At 68.1% G+C, this 18,024-nt stretch carries 18 protein-coding genes; 6 read left to right on the forward strand and 12 right to left on the reverse strand.

Annotated features, from left to right (window positions below):
- Window positions 1-287, reverse strand: a 287-nt coding sequence (locus AX018_RS22905) for a transposase (protein WP_211322511.1), incomplete at its 3' end; no start/stop codon positions are given.
- Window positions 288-318: 31 nt separating this feature from the next.
- Here AX018_RS22905 and AX018_RS25955 point away from each other — a divergent pair.
- The 3 genes from AX018_RS25955 (at window position 319) to AX018_RS24980 (ending at window position 2,908) form a co-directional block, all read left to right on the forward strand.
- Window positions 319-1,407, forward strand: coding sequence for an RHS repeat-associated core domain-containing protein (locus AX018_RS25955; RefSeq protein WP_146749413.1), 1,089 nt, complete (start codon window positions 319-321; stop codon window positions 1,405-1,407).
- A 2-nt stretch (window positions 1,408-1,409) separates the two neighbouring features.
- The gene (locus AX018_RS22915) at window positions 1,410-1,718 is read left to right on the forward strand and encodes a hypothetical protein (RefSeq protein ID WP_111882320.1); all 309 of its coding nucleotides are present in this window, start codon (window positions 1,410-1,412) and stop codon (window positions 1,716-1,718) included.
- Between the two features lie 590 nt (window positions 1,719-2,308).
- On the forward strand, window positions 2,309-2,908 hold the full coding sequence (locus AX018_RS24980) for a hypothetical protein (protein WP_146749414.1): 600 nt from the start codon (window positions 2,309-2,311) through the stop codon (window positions 2,906-2,908).
- Here the strand turns inward: AX018_RS24980 and AX018_RS22920 are convergent.
- The 5 genes from AX018_RS22920 to AX018_RS22940 form a co-directional block, all read right to left on the reverse strand.
- A complete protein-coding gene (locus AX018_RS22920; protein WP_111882323.1) occupies window positions 2,902-4,203 on the reverse strand; it encodes a Y-family DNA polymerase in 1,302 nt (433 codons plus the stop codon). The genes AX018_RS24980 and AX018_RS22920 overlap by 7 nt on opposite strands.
- A gap of 111 nt (window positions 4,204-4,314) precedes the next feature.
- Window positions 4,315-4,836 (reverse strand): group I truncated hemoglobin, encoded by a 522-nt coding sequence (locus tag AX018_RS22925; RefSeq protein WP_111882326.1) that lies wholly within the window; start codon window positions 4,834-4,836, stop codon window positions 4,315-4,317.
- Window positions 4,837-4,855: 19 nt separating this feature from the next.
- Window positions 4,856-5,764, reverse strand: coding sequence for a DUF3034 family protein (locus tag AX018_RS22930; RefSeq protein ID WP_245951793.1), 909 nt, complete (start codon window positions 5,762-5,764; stop codon window positions 4,856-4,858).
- A 243-nt stretch (window positions 5,765-6,007) separates the two neighbouring features.
- On the reverse strand, window positions 6,008-6,814 hold the full coding sequence (locus tag AX018_RS22935; protein WP_111882331.1) for an anti-sigma factor: 807 nt from the start codon (window positions 6,812-6,814) through the stop codon (window positions 6,008-6,010).
- Between the two features lie 13 nt (window positions 6,815-6,827).
- Window positions 6,828-7,403 carry a sigma-70 family RNA polymerase sigma factor gene (locus AX018_RS22940; protein ID WP_111882334.1) on the reverse strand — a complete coding sequence of 192 codons (576 nt, stop codon included), beginning with the start codon at window positions 7,401-7,403 and terminating at the stop codon, window positions 6,828-6,830.
- Between the two features lie 294 nt (window positions 7,404-7,697).
- Between AX018_RS22940 and AX018_RS22945 the strand changes: the two genes are divergently transcribed.
- The gene (locus AX018_RS22945; protein WP_111882336.1) at window positions 7,698-8,246 is read left to right on the forward strand and encodes a DUF3455 domain-containing protein; all 549 of its coding nucleotides are present in this window, start codon (window positions 7,698-7,700) and stop codon (window positions 8,244-8,246) included.
- 99 nt (window positions 8,247-8,345) lie between these two features.
- Here AX018_RS22945 and AX018_RS22950 read toward each other — a convergent pair whose 3' ends face one another.
- Together AX018_RS22950 and AX018_RS22955 are read right to left on the reverse strand one after the other, a co-directional pair.
- Window positions 8,346-10,274, reverse strand: a complete 1,929-nt coding sequence (locus AX018_RS22950) for a methyl-accepting chemotaxis protein (RefSeq protein ID WP_111882339.1) — start codon at window positions 10,272-10,274, stop codon at window positions 8,346-8,348.
- Between the two features lie 241 nt (window positions 10,275-10,515).
- The gene (locus AX018_RS22955) at window positions 10,516-11,676 is read right to left on the reverse strand and encodes an alpha-hydroxy acid oxidase (RefSeq protein WP_111882342.1); all 1,161 of its coding nucleotides are present in this window, start codon (window positions 11,674-11,676) and stop codon (window positions 10,516-10,518) included.
- Between the two features lie 310 nt (window positions 11,677-11,986).
- Between AX018_RS22955 and AX018_RS22960 the strand changes: the two genes are divergently transcribed.
- On the forward strand, window positions 11,987-12,304 hold the full coding sequence (locus AX018_RS22960) for a hypothetical protein (protein WP_111882345.1): 318 nt from the start codon (window positions 11,987-11,989) through the stop codon (window positions 12,302-12,304).
- Between the two features lie 833 nt (window positions 12,305-13,137).
- Entirely contained in the window at window positions 13,138-13,458 is a 321-nt protein-coding gene (locus tag AX018_RS24985; protein WP_146749415.1) for a hypothetical protein, read from the forward strand.
- Between the two features lie 319 nt (window positions 13,459-13,777).
- Here AX018_RS24985 and AX018_RS22970 read toward each other — a convergent pair whose 3' ends face one another.
- The 4 genes from AX018_RS22970 to AX018_RS22985 all read right to left on the reverse strand — a co-directional run.
- On the reverse strand, window positions 13,778-14,638 hold the full coding sequence (locus AX018_RS22970) for a DMT family transporter (RefSeq protein WP_111882350.1): 861 nt from the start codon (window positions 14,636-14,638) through the stop codon (window positions 13,778-13,780).
- Between the two features lies 1 nt (window position 14,639).
- Window positions 14,640-16,985, reverse strand: coding sequence for a penicillin-binding protein 1C (pbpC, locus tag AX018_RS22975; protein WP_111882352.1), 2,346 nt, complete (start codon window positions 16,983-16,985; stop codon window positions 14,640-14,642).
- A 59-nt stretch (window positions 16,986-17,044) separates the two neighbouring features.
- Entirely contained in the window at window positions 17,045-17,437 is a 393-nt protein-coding gene (locus tag AX018_RS22980) for a YkvA family protein (protein ID WP_111882355.1), read from the reverse strand.
- 369 nt (window positions 17,438-17,806) lie between these two features.
- On the reverse strand, window positions 17,807-18,024 hold a 218-nt coding region (locus AX018_RS22985; RefSeq protein WP_146749416.1), incomplete at its 5' end, for a transposase.

An 18,024-nucleotide genomic window follows, 5' to 3' on the forward strand; every position in this document is an offset into this window, starting at 1 on the left:
AAGTCCGGCACCGGCCAGTCCAGCTTGGCCAGCCGCAGCAGGCTGTCCACCATGCCCAGCGCCTGCCGCAGGGGCTGGCCGAACAGGCACTTGATGCTCAAGCAAAACTGGATGGCTGCGTCCGAGAACGTCGGGCTGCGCCCGCGCTTGCCGTTCGGCTTGCCAAGCCACTGCATGCCTTCATCCAGCCACATCGTCAACGATCCTCGCGCCTTCAGCGCTGCGTTGTAGGCTTTCCAGTTCGTCGTGCGGTACTTGGTCCGCCTCTCGCTCTTTGCTTCCGTCACGCCTTCAGTCTACCGGTGTGGCCGGGGTGATTTGTGCAACAAAGCCGGCGACACCTACCTGCACTACGGCACCGATGGCCGCATCGCCAAGGTGGGCCCCAATGCCGACGCAAAGAGCGCCCTGGCCGTGGGCTACACCACCAACGCCTTGGGACAGCGCGTGTTCAAGAGCGATGCGCGCACCTCCGGCACCAACGCCAGTTCAGCGATCACCCAGCAGACCGTCTATGCCGAGGACGGCATCGGCAGCACCGTGCTGGGCCAGTACGGCAACCGCCGAAGCAGCAACAGCGGGGCTCCGACCGGCGAGATGGACAGCACGGAGGTGATCTGGCTGCCCACCGCGTCCGGGCCGCTGCCCGTGGCCGCGCAGATCAATGGGCGGCTGTATGCCATCGATGCCGACCACCTGAACACGCCAAGGCGCCTCACCAACACCCAAGGCCAAGTCGTGTGGCAATGGCTCATTACCGGTTTCGGAGAAGCGAACCCCACGACCGGTGCGACGGGCTACGCGCAGAGCGGGCAGGCCAGCGGCCGGACCTACGGCGAAGCGGTACTGTTCGACCTTCGGTATCCGGGGCAGGTGTGGGACGAGGAGACGGGGCTGAGCTACAACCTGCATCGGTATTACGACGCGGGGACGGGGAGGTATATCCAGGTCGATCCTATTGGGCTCACGGGTGGGTGGAATCGGTTTGGATACGCAAATGCAAACCCAATCAAATACATCGATCCGACGGGACTTTTTGTTCCTCTCGTCATTCCTGGTGTTTGTGCTGCAGGGGGATGTGAGGCTGTGGGGGCAGTATTAGCTGCTGGTGCTATCTGGTGGGCCAACAATAATACTTACATTAAGCCGCCTGCCAATGCCTATGATCCTAATGGTCCCAAAGCTCCCGGCAAACCCTCAGAAGCGGATGGATTCAAGTCACCCAAGGGAGGTGACAATTGGGTTCCTAATCCCAATCCCGGCAAAGGAGGGTCTTCATGGGGATGGCAAGATGCCAAAGGCGACGTTTGGTGTCCAACTGGGCAAGGCGGCAACGCGCACGGCGGCCCACATTGGGATGTTCAAACGCCCGGCGGGGATTATAGAAATGTTAAACCGAGGTGGTAATCATGAAAAACATCCAAATCATTGATGGCGCACAAAACTGCGTTTATGACATCTTCTCGGCAAGCGATGAAGATTTTGCATTGATATTTCCAGATGGCGCTGACATAGCATTCATCGATGAGATTTATGCAACCAATGACAAAAGAATACTTGATGCGGCATTCAATAACATCTGGAAGCAGCGAATCAAGAAATCCGAGGCACAAGGCATTCACGGAATCATATTTTATGAGCTTGAAAAGAAAAAGGTCTACTACCCCACAAGAAAGGATGAAGAGGCCATAAATCCTGATGGCTCTCGTTTGCGATAGTGGGCGGGGCGGCCTCAACTCCGAAACGCAACATTTTGAGATTTGAGACCGCCCATTTATCGCCATTAAAACAAGAGCAAAATATTCAACAAATACAAAGACAGAGACAGCAAGACACTCAAAATCCATGCATCCCCCTACCCTCCATTCGCACAAAATCAGGCGAGCATGATCGCGATAATTATTCCAAATCGGATTTCCATAATATCCCCACACACTTGGCAACAGGCGGCAAGAAGACCGCACAGACGTTCAAGAAACTCTTTTCCCATGAAGTTCTTAGGAAACCCTTCTACACCAATCGATCCACCAAAGGCCAGCGCATTTTATAAAGTCTGAGGCAGAGCAATTCGATACATTCCCCGACATGATGACGGAGGTGATTACCCACGCTTCCGAAGAAGCAGCGGATAGGATTCTGGAGCCAGAGCAGCTAGAGCAAGGCCTCATTATTTACTGGTATTAAGGGTGCGTTATCACCCTACAATCGGGCGGTGTCGATCTGCCCCCTTCGACGCAGATCGACGTCTGAGCTGCGGCATGTCGAAACCCACCCAACACGTCAATAAATAAGCCATAAAAGAATCACCATGGATACGTTGATCGATGCCCTGAAATCCGTAGTGGCTGTCATCGCCGTAGCCGCGCCAGTGTTCAAACACGTGCCACTGCGCCGCGACCAAGCTCCGTCACTGGCTGAACAGCATGTCAAGCTCAAGCAATTCTTCGACGAAGGGGGCACGGATCGCCATCCCATGCTCGTGGAGTCCGCCTTCAGCGCAGCCATGGATCACCAGAAACTGGACGCGGCGGAAATTCGTTTCATGGTGCGACAGCCCAATCCGTCACGTTTCATTAAAAGTTATCTCCGGGTCCGTGGATACATCAACATCAATCCAGAGGGCACGGGCCTGGATTTGAAATCACCCGCATCGAATCCAAAACTGAGGAAGCTTTTCTCCTGGGTTGGTTTATCGGCTTATTTCGTCCTGGCCTGCAGCGCGTTTTGGCTGCTGTGTTACGAAACACCTTTGTTGCTTCTCCATGGCGATTGGGTTAAATCTATCAACACGGCGGTTGTTGCGTTTGCCTTTGGCGCAACAGGTCTGTTCCTTCTCTACGAAAGTAGTCGCCTTCAGACTGCGGCACAGCTTCATGAACGCCAGCACCGGCTTCCCACCCCTCACTGATCTTCAAAAAGATCCCTCATTCCCCTCGATACCCCTGGGCGCGCATTCACGGCCACCACCCGCGCCTCTTCTTCCGTCAGCAGATTCCCCACCCGCACGCCCAGCAGCCGCAGGCGCTTGTCCAGCGGCACGCGCTTGAGGCACTGCCCCGCCGCGCGGCGGATGGCGGCGGCGTCGCGGGTGTAGGTGCCGATGGTCTGGTCGCGCGTGGCGATCTTGAAGTCGTCGTAGCGCAGCTTGATGCCGATGGTCTTGCCCACGTAGCCCTTGGCCGCGAGGTCTTCGGCCACGCGCTCGCACAGGTCGGTGAAGATGCGGCCCAGCTCGGCGCGGTCGCGCACGGCGTGCAGGTCGCGGTCGAAGGTGGTCTCGCGGCTCATGGAGACGGGCTCGCTCTCGGTCACCACGGCGCGATCGTCGCGGCCCCAGGCGGCCTCGTGCAGCCACGCGCCGTAGGCCTTGCCGAAGGTGCCCACCAGCCAGTCGCGCGGGCGGGCGGCCAGCTCGCCGATGGTGTGGATACCGAAGGACTGCAGCTTCGCATCCGCCTTGGGGCCGATGCCGTTGATCTTGCGGCAGGCCAGCGGCCAGATGGCGGGCTCCAGGTCGGCCGCGTGCACGATGGAGATGCCATGGGGCTTGTTGAACTCGCTCGCCATCTTGGCGATGAGCTTGTTGGGCGCCACGCCGATCGAGCAGGTGAGGCCCGTGGCGTCCAGGATGCTCTGCTGGATGCGCCGCGCCAGCACCCGCCCGCCCTCGTGCTGGCCGCCGGGCACCTGGGTGAAGTCGATGTACACCTCGTCCACGCCGCGGTCCTCCATCACCGGCGCGATGGAGAGGATCACCTCCTTGAACTGCCGGGACACGCGCCGGTACGAGGCGAAATCCACCGGCAGCAGGATGGCCTGCGGGCACAGCCGCGCCGCCTTCATCAGCCCCATGGCCGAGCCCACGCCGAACTGCCGCGCCGCATAGGTGGCGGTGGTGATGACGCCCCGGCCCGCGTAGCCGCTCAGCCGCGGGAAGGCCTCGGCCGGGATCTCGGCCTCGCGGCCCGCCCAGGCCCGCACGAGCGCCTCGTCCTCGCTGCGGCGCCCGCCGCCGATCACCAGGGGCAGGCCCTTGAGCTGCGGATAGCGCAGCAGCTCGACGGAGGCGTAGAACGCATCCATGTCCAGGTGCGCGATGCGGCGCGGCAGGGGTGCCGCGGCCGGCGGGGCCTCCGGCGAGGGGCCGGACGGCACGGCGGGCACGGGGTCGGACGGATCGGGAGGCGCGTTCACGGCCCGCATTGTGCCGTGAACGCCCGGGGCCCGCGCTTCAAGCCCGGGAGCCTCCACGTCGCCGTATCCATTGCATGGATAGCTATCGAAAAGTGAGCAACCAGGCAGGCGCCGCGGCGTTCAGCGCACGGTGATGATGTCGCGGTGCATCGGCGCGAGCAGCGCCAGCAGCCGGCTCTGCTGGGTGAACGGCACGCCCTCGGCGTTCATTGCGTCCTGCAGCAGTTCCACCAGCACGTTGAAGTCGCTCTTGCGGATGCCCAGGTCGGCGTGGGCGGACTTCATGTCAGCGCCCTCGTACTGGCAGGGGCCGCCCGTGAGCACGCAGATCTGGTCGGTGAGGCTTTCCTTGAGGGCCTGCGGCTTGGTCTGCTTGAAGATCGCGCCGATGCGCGGGTCCTTGAAAGCCGCGTCCACGAGGCGGTCCATGATGCGCACGATGCCCTCCTTGCGGCCCAGCGCGTCGTAGAGGCCGGGCGGGATCGCGGCGGCGGGCAAGCTGGCGGCAGTGCGCGGCACGGAGGGTGCCGGCGCCGCCGGCGCCTGGGCCATGGCCCACGGGGCGCCCAGCAGCGTGGCGGCGATCAGCGCGCCGCGCACCGGCACACGGACCAGAGAGGCGATGAAGGCGGTGGGCATCATGGTCTGCGCTCCGCTTCCATCAGTACGCCGCCTGCAGCGACACATAGGCGCCGCGCTGGCGGCGGTAGGCCGTCACGCCCGGCACGACGCGGCCCAGGTCCACGTAGGCCAGGGTCACCGAGAGGTTCTTGCTGGGCACCCAGACGATGAAGATGTCGCGCCAGTCGTCCTCGCGCAGCGCATCGCCCAGGCCCGCGGCGCGGCCCAGGGCGCGCAGGTTGTCGGGCTTGAAGCGCCATTCCGCGCCCACCGCCAGGTCGCGGCGCAGCAGGTAGGCGATCGAGAACTCCGGCTGCAGGCTGCGCCCCGACTTGCCGGGCCCGCGCGCGCCGAAGCCCAGCAGGCCGTTCTGGTTGGCGTTGGTGGAGCGCAGCGTGGCATGCACCAGCAGGTTGCGGTCCAGCAGCAGCTTGGTGGCGCTCACATAGATATCGGTGCCGTCGGTGTCGGCGCCCAGGAACTGCACGACGCTCGAAGCGGAGGCTGGATGCAGGCGCTTGTGCTCCACGCCCACCGCGATCTGCGGCATGAGCGAGTCGGAATCGAGCACCGCGTCGCCGGCCAAGCGCACCTTGGCGCCGATGATGTCCATCTTCAGGTGCAGGTTCGGCTCCACGCCGAAGGGTGCCACCGCATTGAGCGCGGCGGCGGGCGCGGCGTCGAAATTCTGCCGCGCCACCGAGAATTCCACGCGGTCGTGCACGCCGATCGCCACGCCCGAGCTGGTCAGGCCGAAATCCTGGGTGCGCAGGCGCGATGTGAAGGCGCTGAGCCCCACCTCGCCCTCGGTGGCGTTCGTGCCGATGACGGCCCAGGGCGTCAGTCCGCCGCCCGCCGCGCCGGAGATGGAACTCACGCCCCCGGTCAAAAGAAGCTTGCCGGTGTCGGCGCCGACAGGGATTGCGCATGCCAGGCCCAGCAGGCCCATGGCACCAGCGCGGAATGCTCGCGGAGCGAGCTGTACGCAAGACCACATAGACGAACCCTCCCTCGGGGCAGTATGCCAAGGGCTGTCGCATTCCGAAACCCCCTGTAACGGAATGCGGCCGCGTTTGTGGTCGCGATGCGGGCCCGGATCACGCAGGCGGGCGAAAGCACCCCGGAAAGGCCCCTGGCCCGGCCGCCTTGTCAGCGCCCCGTCAGCACGGCCGGGGCGAAAAAAGCGCGGCCGTCAGGTCATGCGCTCGATGAGCGCGCCCTTGAAGAGCACCGGCCCGGTCGGGCCCCGGTCGCCGGGCACGCCGCCGTGGGGTTCCAGGCTGATCGCCAGGGCCGGCACGCCCTGCACCGCGCTCTCGGGTGCCGGCAGGGTGAGCACGGTCTGCCCGTCCAGCACCCCGAGCGAGCGCGGTCCGCCGCCCGGCGGCAGCGCCCAGAGCTGGAGCGACTTGTCGCTCGATTCGCGGTAGCCGCCCACGCGCTGCAGCACCAGGGCGTTCTTGCTCGCGTCGAAGGTGACGAGCATGGAGGGCGCGGACTGGTCGTCGGCCAGCACGGCCACATAGCGCACCTGCGGGGTGGCGGCCAGTTGCTGGCGCAGCTCGGCGATCTGGGCGCCGCTTTCCACGCGCAGCCGCTGCTGCACGCCCGCGCCCACCACCACGGCGGCCACCGTGGCGATGGCACCCGCCGCCGCCACGCCCCGCCACAGGAGCAGGCTGCGCAGCCAGCCCCCGGCGGTGTCGCTGGCCGCGGGGCGCGCCTGGCCGGCGGCCCGCCGCGCGCGCAGGGCCTCGCGCTCCTTCTCGGCCTGCACGAGGTTCTGGATGCGCAGCCACACCTCCGGGGGCGGCGCCTCGGAGGGCTGCAGTTCCGTCAGGCCCGCCCAGCGGCCCTGCCAGACGAGCACGGCCGCGCGCACAGTGGCGTGTTCGCGGGCCAGGGTTTCGAAGCGGCGGCGCGCGCCGCCGCGCAGCGTGCCCAGCGCATAGGCCGCGGCCATGCGCTCCAGCAGTTCGGGATAGAGGTTCAGGTTCATGGACGGCCTGCCTTCACGCGTAGCGCGCCATGCATTCGCGCAGCTTCTCGAGGCTGCGCCGGATCCAGGTCTTCACGGTGCCCAGCGGCAGGCTCAACTGCACGGCCAGTTCGCCATGGCTCATGTCGCGCATATAGGCCAGGCTCACTACCTCGCGCTGGCGGCTCTCCAGCCGGCCCAGGCACTGGTGCAGCGCGGCGGCCTCCTGGCTGGCCTGGGTGATGTCGGCGGGCGTGGGGTCGTCGTCCCGCAGCGACTGGGCCATCTCGTCGTCGAACTCCTGCGTGAGCTGCGCGCGGTCGGCCGTGCGGCGGCGCAGGTGGTCCAGGGCGCGGCTGCGCACGATGAGCCCCATCCAGGCCATGGGCGGGCTCAGGGTCTCGCGGTAGCTGGCCGCCACGCGCCAGATGGTGAGGTAGGCCTCCTGCAGCACGTCCTCGGCCCATTCGCGGTTGCGCAGCACCCGCAGGGCGACGCCGAAGAGGCGCGACGACGTCTGGTCGTAGAGGCGCTTGAGGGCGGCGTCATCCCGCCCCGCAACGCGTTCGATGAGTTCCATCAGTTCCTGGTCCGTGCTGGGCGTGCTCATACGCCGATTGTGATTGAAAGAACAGAGGATTCGCCTCTGTCTTTCGCCAATGTCCGTCAATACGGCCCATGGACTTTCCCGGATACAAGACCCCGGATGGATGTGGGACATTCGGCGCTGGTGAATCCAACCGAAATGCCCCTGCGTAAGGGAGGGCAGTCCGGCACAGATCGCCGACCAGGCCCCCACAACCATCACAACACCCTGGGGCCGACGCAACGGAGCCGCGCACGCCGGCCTCCCTGCGGTCTCGCTTCTTTCCCCCTGTCCTCTCTCAACCACCAAGGAGCTTCCATGCGAGTTCAACTTCCCCTTGCCATCGCCGCCGCCCTGGGCCTCGCCGCCTGCAGCCACATGGGTGGTGCCTCCATGGCACCCTTCTCGCAATCCGGCCTGCCCGCCGCCGTCCAGGTCCCCGCGGGCCACAAGGTGGCCATGGAGACGGTGGGCAAAGGCGAGATCACCTACGAATGCCGCGCCAAGAAGGACATGGCCAGCGAATTCGAGTGGGTCTTCGTGGGCCCGGACGCGCAGCTCTGGGACCGCAAGGGCGCGATGGTCGGCCGCTACTGGGGCCCGCCCGCCACCTGGGAGAACAAGGACGGCTCCAAGGTCACCGCCACGCAGGTGGCCGTGGCGCCCGCCGGCACGGGCAACATCCCGCTGCAGCTGGTCAAGGCCAACCCCGCCACGGGCATGGGCGCGATGCAGGGCGTGAGCTACATCCAGCGCGTGGCCACCCAGGGCGGCGTGGCCCCGGCGATGCCGTGCGCCGCGGGCAACGCCGGCCAGAAGCAGATCGTGAAGTACCAGGCCGACTACATCTTCTGGCGCGCGGCCTGATCGCCAGCCGGCATGCGCCGGCCAAAGACACCAAGGCCCCGGCGGCGCGATGCGCCCCGGGGCCTTTTCTTGCGTGGCGCGACCGCGCCATGCCAGCCGTCAGGCGTTGGCGGACAGCCGGAACATCGCCACGGTTTCCACCAGCTGCTGCGCCTGCGCCTTGAGGCTGCTGGCCGCGGCGGCGCTCTCTTCCACGAGCGCGGCGTTCTGCTGGGTGGCGGTGTCCATCTGGCTCACGGCCTCACCCACCTGGGCCACGCCGGCGCTCTGCTCGGCGGTGGCGGAGCTGATTTCGCCCACGATGCCGCTCACCTTGCGGATGGACTCCACGATCTCGCCCATGGTCGAGCCCGCCTGGTCCACGAGGGCCGAGCCGTTCTGCACCTGCGACACGCTGGCCGTGATCAGTTCCTTGATCTCCTTGGCGGCCGAGGCCGAGCGCCCCGCAAGGCTGCGCACCTCGCTCGCCACCACCGCGAAGCCCCGGCCCTGCTCGCCCGCGCGCGCGGCCTCCACGGCGGCGTTCAGCGCCAGGATGTTGGTCTGGAAGGCGATGCCGTCGATCACGCCGATGATGTCGCCGATGCGCGCGGAGCTGTCGTGGATGCCGCGCATGGTCTCCACCACCTTCTGCACCACCGTGCCGCCCTGCATCGCCACGCCGGCCGCGTCCCGGGCCAGCCCGTCGGCCTGCCGTGCGCTGTCGGCGTTCTGGCGCACGGTGGAGCCGAGCTGCTCCATCGATGCGGCCGTCTCCTCCAGCGCGCTGGCCTGGCTTTCGGTGCGCTGGCTCAGGTCGGCATTGCCCTGCGCGATCTGCACGCTGGCGCTGGCAACGCTCTCGGCATTGAGCCGCACGGTGCCCACGACGTTGCTGAGCTTGCGCGTCATGGCCGCCAGGGCGTTCAGCAGCCGCGCCACTTCGTCGCGGCCCTGGGCCTCGACATGGACCGTCAGGTCACCCTCGGCCACGGCCTCGGCCAGGCCCACCGCCGCATCGATGGAGCGCGTGGTGGCGCGGGTCACCATCACCATGATCCACAGCGCGACCGCCGCGAGGCCCGCCAGCACGGCCACCAGGACCCACATGCCCTGGCGCAGCTTCGCGATCTGGCTGTCGAGGGACTCCTGCAGTACGTCGAAGGCGGTGTTCACCAGCACGAACTGCGTGTCGATGATGCGGGTCATGCGCGCCACCCAGTCGGCCGACGCCATGCTCAGCACCTCGGCGCGCACGATGTTGTCCTCGGCCAGCTTGAAGCCCTCCTCGGCGGCCGCCAGCGCGTCGTTGCGCGCCTTCTCCACCGCGGCCGGCAGGCTGCCGCCCGCGGCCAGCTCCAGCGCCTTGCGCCCGTCGCCGTAGTGCTTGCGCACGCGGTCGGAGAGGCTTTCGATGCGCACGCGCTCTTCCGGCGCGATCTCGCCGCGCGCCAGCACCAGTGCGCCCCGGGCACGCATCTGGCCCAGCGCCTCGGTCAGGTGCGGCAGATACGTCAGCACGGCCTTCTGGAGATAGTGGCTGCGCATGTCGGTGTCGCGCGCCAGCCCCGAGCTGTTGGCCACGTCGTCGATCAGGCCGAGCTGGCGCTCGATGAGCGCCACGTGCCGCGCGTTGCTGTCGGCGCCCCGGATGGACTGGCCGGACACGGCCGACGCCAGGGCCTGCCAGTCACCGAGGATGCCCTGCAGGCGCTGCTCCAGCGCGCTGTCGCCCAGCCCCGCCAGGGACTCCTTCATGAGCCCGAGGGAGGCGTCCACCTCGGCCTGCTTGGCCTGCCGCCCGGCGGCGGCAGAGGCCGTGCCGCCCAGGAACGAGGCCGACAGCCCCCGGTGCTGCTGGGTCAGCTGGAGGAGGTGGAGCAGCTCCTTGGCAGGGGCCAGCCCCAGGCGCTCGCGGGCGGCGGTATCGACCTTCGCCTGCGTGGCCTGCATCAGCAGGACCGTGGGCAGCAGGAACATCGCGAAGGCGATGACCGCGATCAAGACGAACTTGTGTGAAAACTTCAGATTCCCGATCCAGGCAGTCATTTATTTGCAACTTTTGGTAAATATGCCCAGTACTCTCCACACGGCCAGCGATGGCCAGAATGTGGAAAGCAATGCCCCAAAAATGGGAAAACGCCCCACAACGGGGCGCGCATGCACCAATTTTAGGCTCTCTCTCGCCATTCTTGATGCGGGACAAGGGCCCACCCTTCGTGAAACCCGGCCGAACGGGATACTTCTTGTTGCTTTTATGCGTTTGAGAAAGTGATAGCGGCGCGCAGCGCTACTGCAGCAGCGTGCCGGGCAGGAGGATGGAGCGGTCCACCCGCCGGATGTCGGTGTGGCCGCAGAAGGCCATGGTGATGTCCAGCTCCTTCTGGATGATCTGCAGCGCGCGGGTCACGCCCGCCTCGCCATGCGCGCCCAGGCCATAGAGGAAGCTGCGGCCGATGAGCGTGCCGCGCGCGCCCAGGGCCCAGGCCTTGAGCACGTCCTGCCCCCCGCGGATGCCGCCGTCCATCCACACCTCGATGTCCCGGCCCACGGCTTCCACGATGGCGGGCAGCGCCTGGATGGACGACGGTGCGCCGTCGAGCTGCCGGCCGCCGTGGTTGCTCACGATGAGGGCATCGGCCCCGCTCGCCACGGCCAGGCGCGCGTCCTCGGCGTCCATGATGCCTTTGAGGATCAGCTTGCCGCCCCAGCGGTTCTTGATCCACTCCACGTCGCGCCAGTTGAGCCGGGGGTCGAACTGCTCGGCCGTCCACGACGACAGCGACGACAGGTCGCCCACGCCCTTGGCATGGCCCACGATGTTGCCGAAGCTGCGGCGCTTCGTGCCCAGCATACCCAGACACCAGCGCGGCTTGGTCGCGAGGTCGATCAGGTTGGCCAGCGTGGGCCTCGGGGGGGTGGACAGGCCGTTCTTGATGTCCTTGTGGCGCTGCCCGAGGATCTGCAGGTCCAGCGTGACCTGCAGCGCCGAGACGCCGGCGGCCTTGGCCCGGTCGATCAGGCGCTCGACGAAGTCGCGGTCGCGCATCACATACACCTGGAACCAGAAGCCCGGGCCCGCATGCGCCGCCACGTCCTCGATGGAGCAGATGCTCATGGTGGAGAGCGTGAACGGCACGCCGAAGGCCTTCGCCGCGCGCGCGCCCAGGATCTCGCCGTCCGCGTGCTGCATGCCGGTGAGCCCCGTGGGCGCGATCGCCACCGGCATCGCCACCTCCTGCCCCACCATGGTGGCGCGCGTGGTGCGGCCCTCCATGTTCACCGCCACGCGCTGGCGCAGCTTGATCCTCTGGAAGTCTTCCGTGTTGGCGCGGTAGGTGCTCTCGGTGTAGGAGCCGGAATCGGCGTAGTCGTAGAACATGCGCGGCACGCGGCGCTTGGCAATGGCGCGCAGGTCTTCGATGCAGGTGATGCGGGACAGATCGGCCACGGGGGAACACTCCTTGTGCTGTTTTTTTCAGTCGGCTGTGCGAATCCGGCGGGCACGGGGATGGTTGGCCAGCGCGCCAGGGCATCGTAGTGTCCGGCCGGCACGCCCGTGCTGAAGACTTTTCGCGCATGGCTGACGCTTTTTACAAGCGGGCCGGCCCCTTCGCGCCACCACGCCTCCGTTCGCGCGCCGGCCCCGCCCCCCCGGTACCACGCCCCATATTCCCTTTCAGGCGGCACGGTCGAACTCCCGACTCCCTGCCCCTGAACCTTCAGCAAAACCTATTCAACAACCCACCTGAGGAAAAACCATGATCCCCCGATTCAATTCCCTGAAGAAGCTGATGTCCGGCAGCCTGGCCGCGCTGGCGGTTTTCACGGCCGTCCCCGCGGCCCCGGCGCATGCTGCCACCATCGGCACGGTGACCTTCATGTACACCTTCAATCACCCGCCCGCATCCGAGCAGGAACTGTGGAACATCACCTGGGGCGCCGCCTGGGCGACCTGCCGCCACTACTTCCCGAACACCCGGTCCGTGTTCCAGCCCCGCTACACCAACGGTGTCTGGGCGCAACACTCCACGGGTTTCACCACGGAGATCGCCTGGTCCTGCTGCAACACGCCGTGACCCACCGATCCCGGCCGCGGTCCGCCCCTGTCGCGGAGTCAGCGCCTCCCCCCGCGATGACCGCGGCGAAGCCCCAGGTCCGGAGCTTCCCGTGGCAGCGCAAGGCCATGCCGGCCCTGCAGTCATGTCAACGCAGGCCGGCTTTCAGCCCCATGCCGCGCACTCGCACTGTGAGACCGATGGGGTCGAGCCCCCGGCAACCTCCGTCCCCCCGCTCCATGCGTTGCCGACCGGGCTCGGGGCGGCGGGATGCGCGGCAGGGGCGCCTGCAGGCCCTCTGCGGCATCCCCTGGCATCGGATTCCGGTCATTTCGCCCGGATGTCGCCGTATCTTCTACGCCATTTGCTATTGAAACAGTAGCAAACAGAGGCTACCAGGTACCGGCGATCCCCCTCCTCGCACGGGCGCTCCCGGGCCGCCACATACCGCCCGCCCTCCGAGGCGCCAACCCTCCTCAGGGAGCGCGTGAACCGCACACCGAAGACCTTCGCCGCGCGCTCGATGCAGGGGGTGCGGGGCAAGCGGTCACGGGAAAAAGCGCCTGGGCCCTCTTTTCAGGGCAAACGTGCAGCCATCCGCCGGGAACAGGTGCTTCGCCATCCAGAACGGCAGGCACGAATGCACGGGCATCGTATCGGCGAGTTATCCGGGCCGGTGCCGAACGCTTTTCTGCGCGGCCGGGACTTCTTGCATACCGCTCTTTTTCACCAGGGATAAACATGGCTTGTTGGTAAAGATGGCCGATCCGGTTTTCCACACAACGGAAACACATACAGTTTCCACTGTGCGGTTTTTGCTGCACTTTCCCCTGTCCCATCCGAGAAAGAAACCCATGAGAAAACACAACATTCATTCTCTGAAGAAGCTCCTCTCCGGAGGCCTTGCGGCGCTGGCGGTCTTTGCAGCCGTCCCCGCGGCCCCGGCTCATGCTGCCACCATCGGCACGGTGACCTTCATGTACACCTTCAATCTCCCGCCCGCATCCGAGCAGGAGCTGTGGAACATCACCTGGAGCACGGCCTGGAATACCTGCCGCCAGTACTTCCCGAGCACCCGGTCCGTGTTCCAGCCCCGCTACACCAACGGTGTCTGGGCGCAAACCTCCGCGGGTTTCACCACGGAGATCGCCTGGTCCTGCCGCAACACGCCGTGATCCACGGCGCCCGACGGCGGCTCACCCCCGCCTCGGAGTGAGCGCCACCCCGCGATGACCGCGGCGAAGCCCCAAAGGTCCGGAGCTTCCCGTGGCAGCGCAAGGCCATGCCGGCCCTGCAGTCATGTCAACGCAGGCCGGCTTTCAGCCCCATGCCGCGCACTCGCACTTCAAGGCCGATGGGGTCGAGCCCCCGGCAACCTCCGTCCACCCGCCTGACGGGATGGGCGGTCTTCGCTTCCGTTCCCATGTCCCGGGCCAAACCCGCCAGGGCTTCACCATGCAAGTGGCCTGGAACGGCCACGACCATCCGCGAACCCTAGCGCCGCGCCAGCGCCACGCCCGCGATGGCCACCGCGAAGCCCGCGATCTGCAGGCCCGTGAGCGTCTCGCCGAAGAGGGCCCAGGCCTGCACCGCCGAGAGCGGCGGCACGGCCAGCACCAGGGCCGCCGTGCGCGTGGCCTCGCCATGGCGCATGAGCCAGATGAGCAGGGTGGCGCCGCCGATGGACAGCACCAGCACCGAGTACGCGAGGGCGCCCCAGAGCAGCGGCGAGCCGTCCCAGCGGGGCTCGCCCAGGGCCAGGGCCATGCACAGCAGCACGGCGACGGCGCCCAGATTCTGCACCGCGCCGGCGCTGCGCAGGTCGCCGGCGGCCAGGGGCGACTTCTGCGCCATCGAGCCCACCGTCAGCGCCAGGATGCTGCCCAGGGCCGCCAGCAGCACGGGCAGCGGCAGCGCATCGAGGCCCGCCGCGGCCTGCAGCCGGGGCCAGAGCACCATCGCCACGCCGCCGAAGCCCAGCGCCAGCCCGGCCCAGGTGGCCGCCCGCAGGCGCCCCCCCAGCACGGTGACCGCGATCAGCGCCGTGAAGAGCGGCTGCAGCGCCCCGATGAGCGCCATCACGCCCGCCGGTAGCCCGCGCGACATGGCCCACCAGCTCGGCCCCACGTAGAGCCCGCTCATGAGCGCGCCCGCCGCCAGGTGCAGGGCGATGCGCCGCGCCCCGCGCGGCCACGCCACCCGCGCCCACAGCGCGGCGAGCCCCAGCAGCGCGGCCACGCCGACGAAGCGCGCGGCCAGGAACCAGAACGGATCGGCATGCGCGGCCACGCCCCGGCCGACGAGAAAGCCCGTGGACCAGATCACGACGAACAGCAGGGGGGCGATCGCGGCCATTTCAGCGCCCCTTGCCGGCCTTCAGGCCCGCGCCGCGCACTTCGAGGGCGATGGTGTCGAGCACCCGGCCGCTGCTGTCCACCAGCTCCACGCGGTGCCGCCCGGGCCAGGGCAGCCACGCCCACTCGGCGCCCCGGCCCAGCACCCGCCCGTCGATGCGCCAGCGCAGGTCGGCGCGCCCCACCGCCGCCGTGGCCGAGAACTGCAGGCGCTGGCGATCGGGCGGTATATCGGGGTCCAGCGCCACGATGGTGCCGGGCGCGGGCGCCTGGATGCGCGGCTGGGGCGCCTGCAGGCCCGCTTCGGCGTCCCCGGGCGCCGGATTGCGGTCATTTCGCCCGGATGTCGCCGTATTTACTAAGTTTTTTGCTACTGAATCAATAGCAAACAGCGGCTGCTGGGTGCCGGCGATAAACCACTCCTCGCGGGCGCTCTCCAGCAGCCGCGCGCCGCCCGGCTCGGGGCCGAAGCGCACGGCGGCCTGCACCAGCCCCCCGGGCGGCGCGGGCGCGCGGCTGCGCACCACGCGGCCCGGCGACGGGCCGTGCAGCCAGCCCATGACCTCGGCCCAGACGGGGGCCGCGCCGCTGGTGCCGCTCACGTCGTGCATGGGCGCGCCGCTGGCGTTGCCCACCCACACGCCCACGGTGTAGCGCTGCGACCAGCCCACGGCCCAGTTGTCGCGCATGTCCTTGCTGGTGCCGGTCTTCACCGCGCTCCAGAAGCGCGTGGCCAGCACGCTGTCGGTGCCGAAGGTGCGCGCCCGCGCATTGCCGTCCGAGAGGATGTCGCCCACGATGAACGCCGCGCGCGGGTCGATCGCCGGCGGCCCGGCAGGCGGGCGGGCGCTGCCGCGCGGCGCCTGCGCGGCCACGGGCTGCAGCGCCACCGGCTCCGCGCGGCCGCCGTTGGCGAGCGCCCGGTAGGCGTTGGCCAGGTGCAGCAGCGGCACCTCGGCGCTGCCCAGGGCCAGGCTGTAGCCGTAATAGTCGCCCGTCTCGCGCAGCGGCAGGCCCAGCGCGCGCAACTGCCGGGCAAAGGCGTCGGGCGAGACCATCGCCAGCGTGCGCACGGCCGGCACGTTCAGCGACGCGGCCAGCGCCGTGCGCGCGGACACCCAGCCCTTGAACTGCCGGTCGTAGTTCTGCGGGATGTAGAGCCCGCCGGCCGTGGGGATGTGCGCGGGCGAATCCTCGATCAGCGAGGCGGCCGTGATGCGCCGCTGCGCGATCGCCTGCGCGTACAGGAACGGCTTGAGCGTGGAGCCCGGCTGGCGCGCGGCCAGCACGCCGTCCACCTCGCCCGCCCGGCTGAGCAGGCCCGAGGAGCCCACCCAGGCCAGCACCTCGCCCGTGGCGTTGTCCAGCACCACCACGGCGCCGTCCTCCACGTTGCGGCCGCGCAGCTCGCGCAGGTGCTGGTCCAGCGACTGCACGGCCCGGCGCTGCAGCGGCGCGCTGAGGCTGGAGGTGACCGTGGCGGGCAGCGGCGCGGGCAGCCGGCCCAGCAGGTGCCGCGCGAAATGCGGCGCCACGCCCTCGCTGGCGCTGAAATCCCGGCGCTGCAGTGCCGCGCTGGCGAACAGGTCCAGCGCCTCGCAATCGGGCGGCGGCGCCCCGCCCGCCATGGAGCGCAGCACGCCGCAGGCCCGCTGCGCCACCAGCGCGGGCCGCGCGTTGGGCGCGCGCACCAGGGCGGCGGCCACGGCCGCCTCGCGGTCGTCCAGCCCGTGCGGCGCCTTGCCGAACAGGGTGCGCGAGAGCGCGTCGATGCCGACCATCTCGCCCCGGAAGGGCACCAAGTTGAGATACGCCTCCAGGATCTGGTCCTTGCGCCAGCGCCGCTCCAGCACCTGCGCGGCCACGGTCTGGCCGAGCTTCTGCGCCATGGTGCGCCCGCCCGGCCCTTGCTGCCAGTCCCCGTCCAGCAGGCCCGCGAGCTGCATGGTGAGCGTCGAGGCGCCGCGCGTGCGCTGGTTCCACAGATTGCCCCACGCGGCGGCCGAGACGGCCCGCCAGTCCACGCCGCTGTGCTCGTAGAAGCGCTTGTCCTCGCTCAGCACCAGCGCCATGCGCAGCGCGGGCGAGACGTCGGCCAGCGCGGTCCACTGGCCGCGCCGCACCGTGGCGTCGGTGCGCACGCGCTGCAGCACCTCGCCCTCGCGCGAGAGCACCAGCGTGTCCGACGGGCGGTAATCAGCGCGCACCTCGGCATAGGTGGGCAGGGCCCGCGCGGCCAGCGGCGCCAACAGCGCCACGCCCACGGCCAGCGCGGCCAGCCTGCGGGCGGGGCCGGGCCGGCGCGGCGGCACGGCGCGAAGATCGAAAAAGGAATGGATGCGGTGCATGGGGCTGCGCAGGCTACCACCGCTGCCCGCCCGCAAAGCGAGTGCCGGCCGCGCGCGGATCATGCGCTGCGCGCCAGCAGGCCCCAGGCCCAGCGGGCCAGCAGCACGGCGCACGCCAGCCACACCATGACGATCAGCACCGCCACGGCGCGGCTCCGGGGCCGCTGCGCGGCGGCCTGGGCCCGCAGCCGCGCGCGCTCGCGCACGGCCGGGGGCAGCAGACGCACCACCAGGGCAATGCCCAGCGGCACGATGATCACGTCGTCCAGGTACCCCAGCACGGGGATGAAGTCCGGGATGAGATCGATGGGGCTCAAGGCATACGCGGCCACCGCCAGCGCCAGCAGGCGCACGGCCCAGGGCGTTCCGGGATCGCGCGCCGCGAAATAGACGAGCAGGGTTTCGGTCTTGAGCCGGCGGGCCCATTGCCGCAGGGAGGACATCACGGCCATGGCAAGGCCACCGCGGAGGGGGCTGAGAGTGGTTCCGGGGCCTGATTGTGACCCGGGCCGCGCCGTGGCAGGCGTAGCGCGCGGCATGGCCCGCCGGGTCTCCTTGAGCAATTCAATAAGTTGCTCTGCAAACCTCGGCACAGCGGCAACGTTCCAGGCCTCACGTCCCCTTTGCCGTATCAAATAGGCTCATCGCACTCCGACACCACCTTCGCGACCGCCACAGGATTCAACCCAGCTGTTAAGGATTCTCTGCACGAATCAGTTACGACTGTGCCGATCCCGGTTGAAGAGCAGCATCAGCTCATCCCCCCCTTGCATCGCCATTTGTGTGCGTCTGCGGGGCACTTTCCCCGGATTTCGCGGGCATTACGCCCGCTGCACGCGCACCTGTGCCATCGCCAGCAGCTTGTGCCGCACCATCCACAGATTGCTCAGCGCAAACAGCGTGACGATCTGCGCCGTGTTCTTCTTGAGCCCCCGGTAGCGCACCTTCACATACCCAAACTGCTGCTTGAGCACTCTGAAGGGATGCTCCACCTTCGCCCGGATGCTGGCCTTGATGATCTCGATCTGCTCCATCAACG

The organism is Paracidovorax anthurii (assembly GCF_003269065.1).
GTDB classification, from domain to species: Bacteria; Pseudomonadota; Gammaproteobacteria; order Burkholderiales; family Burkholderiaceae_C; genus Paracidovorax; species Paracidovorax anthurii.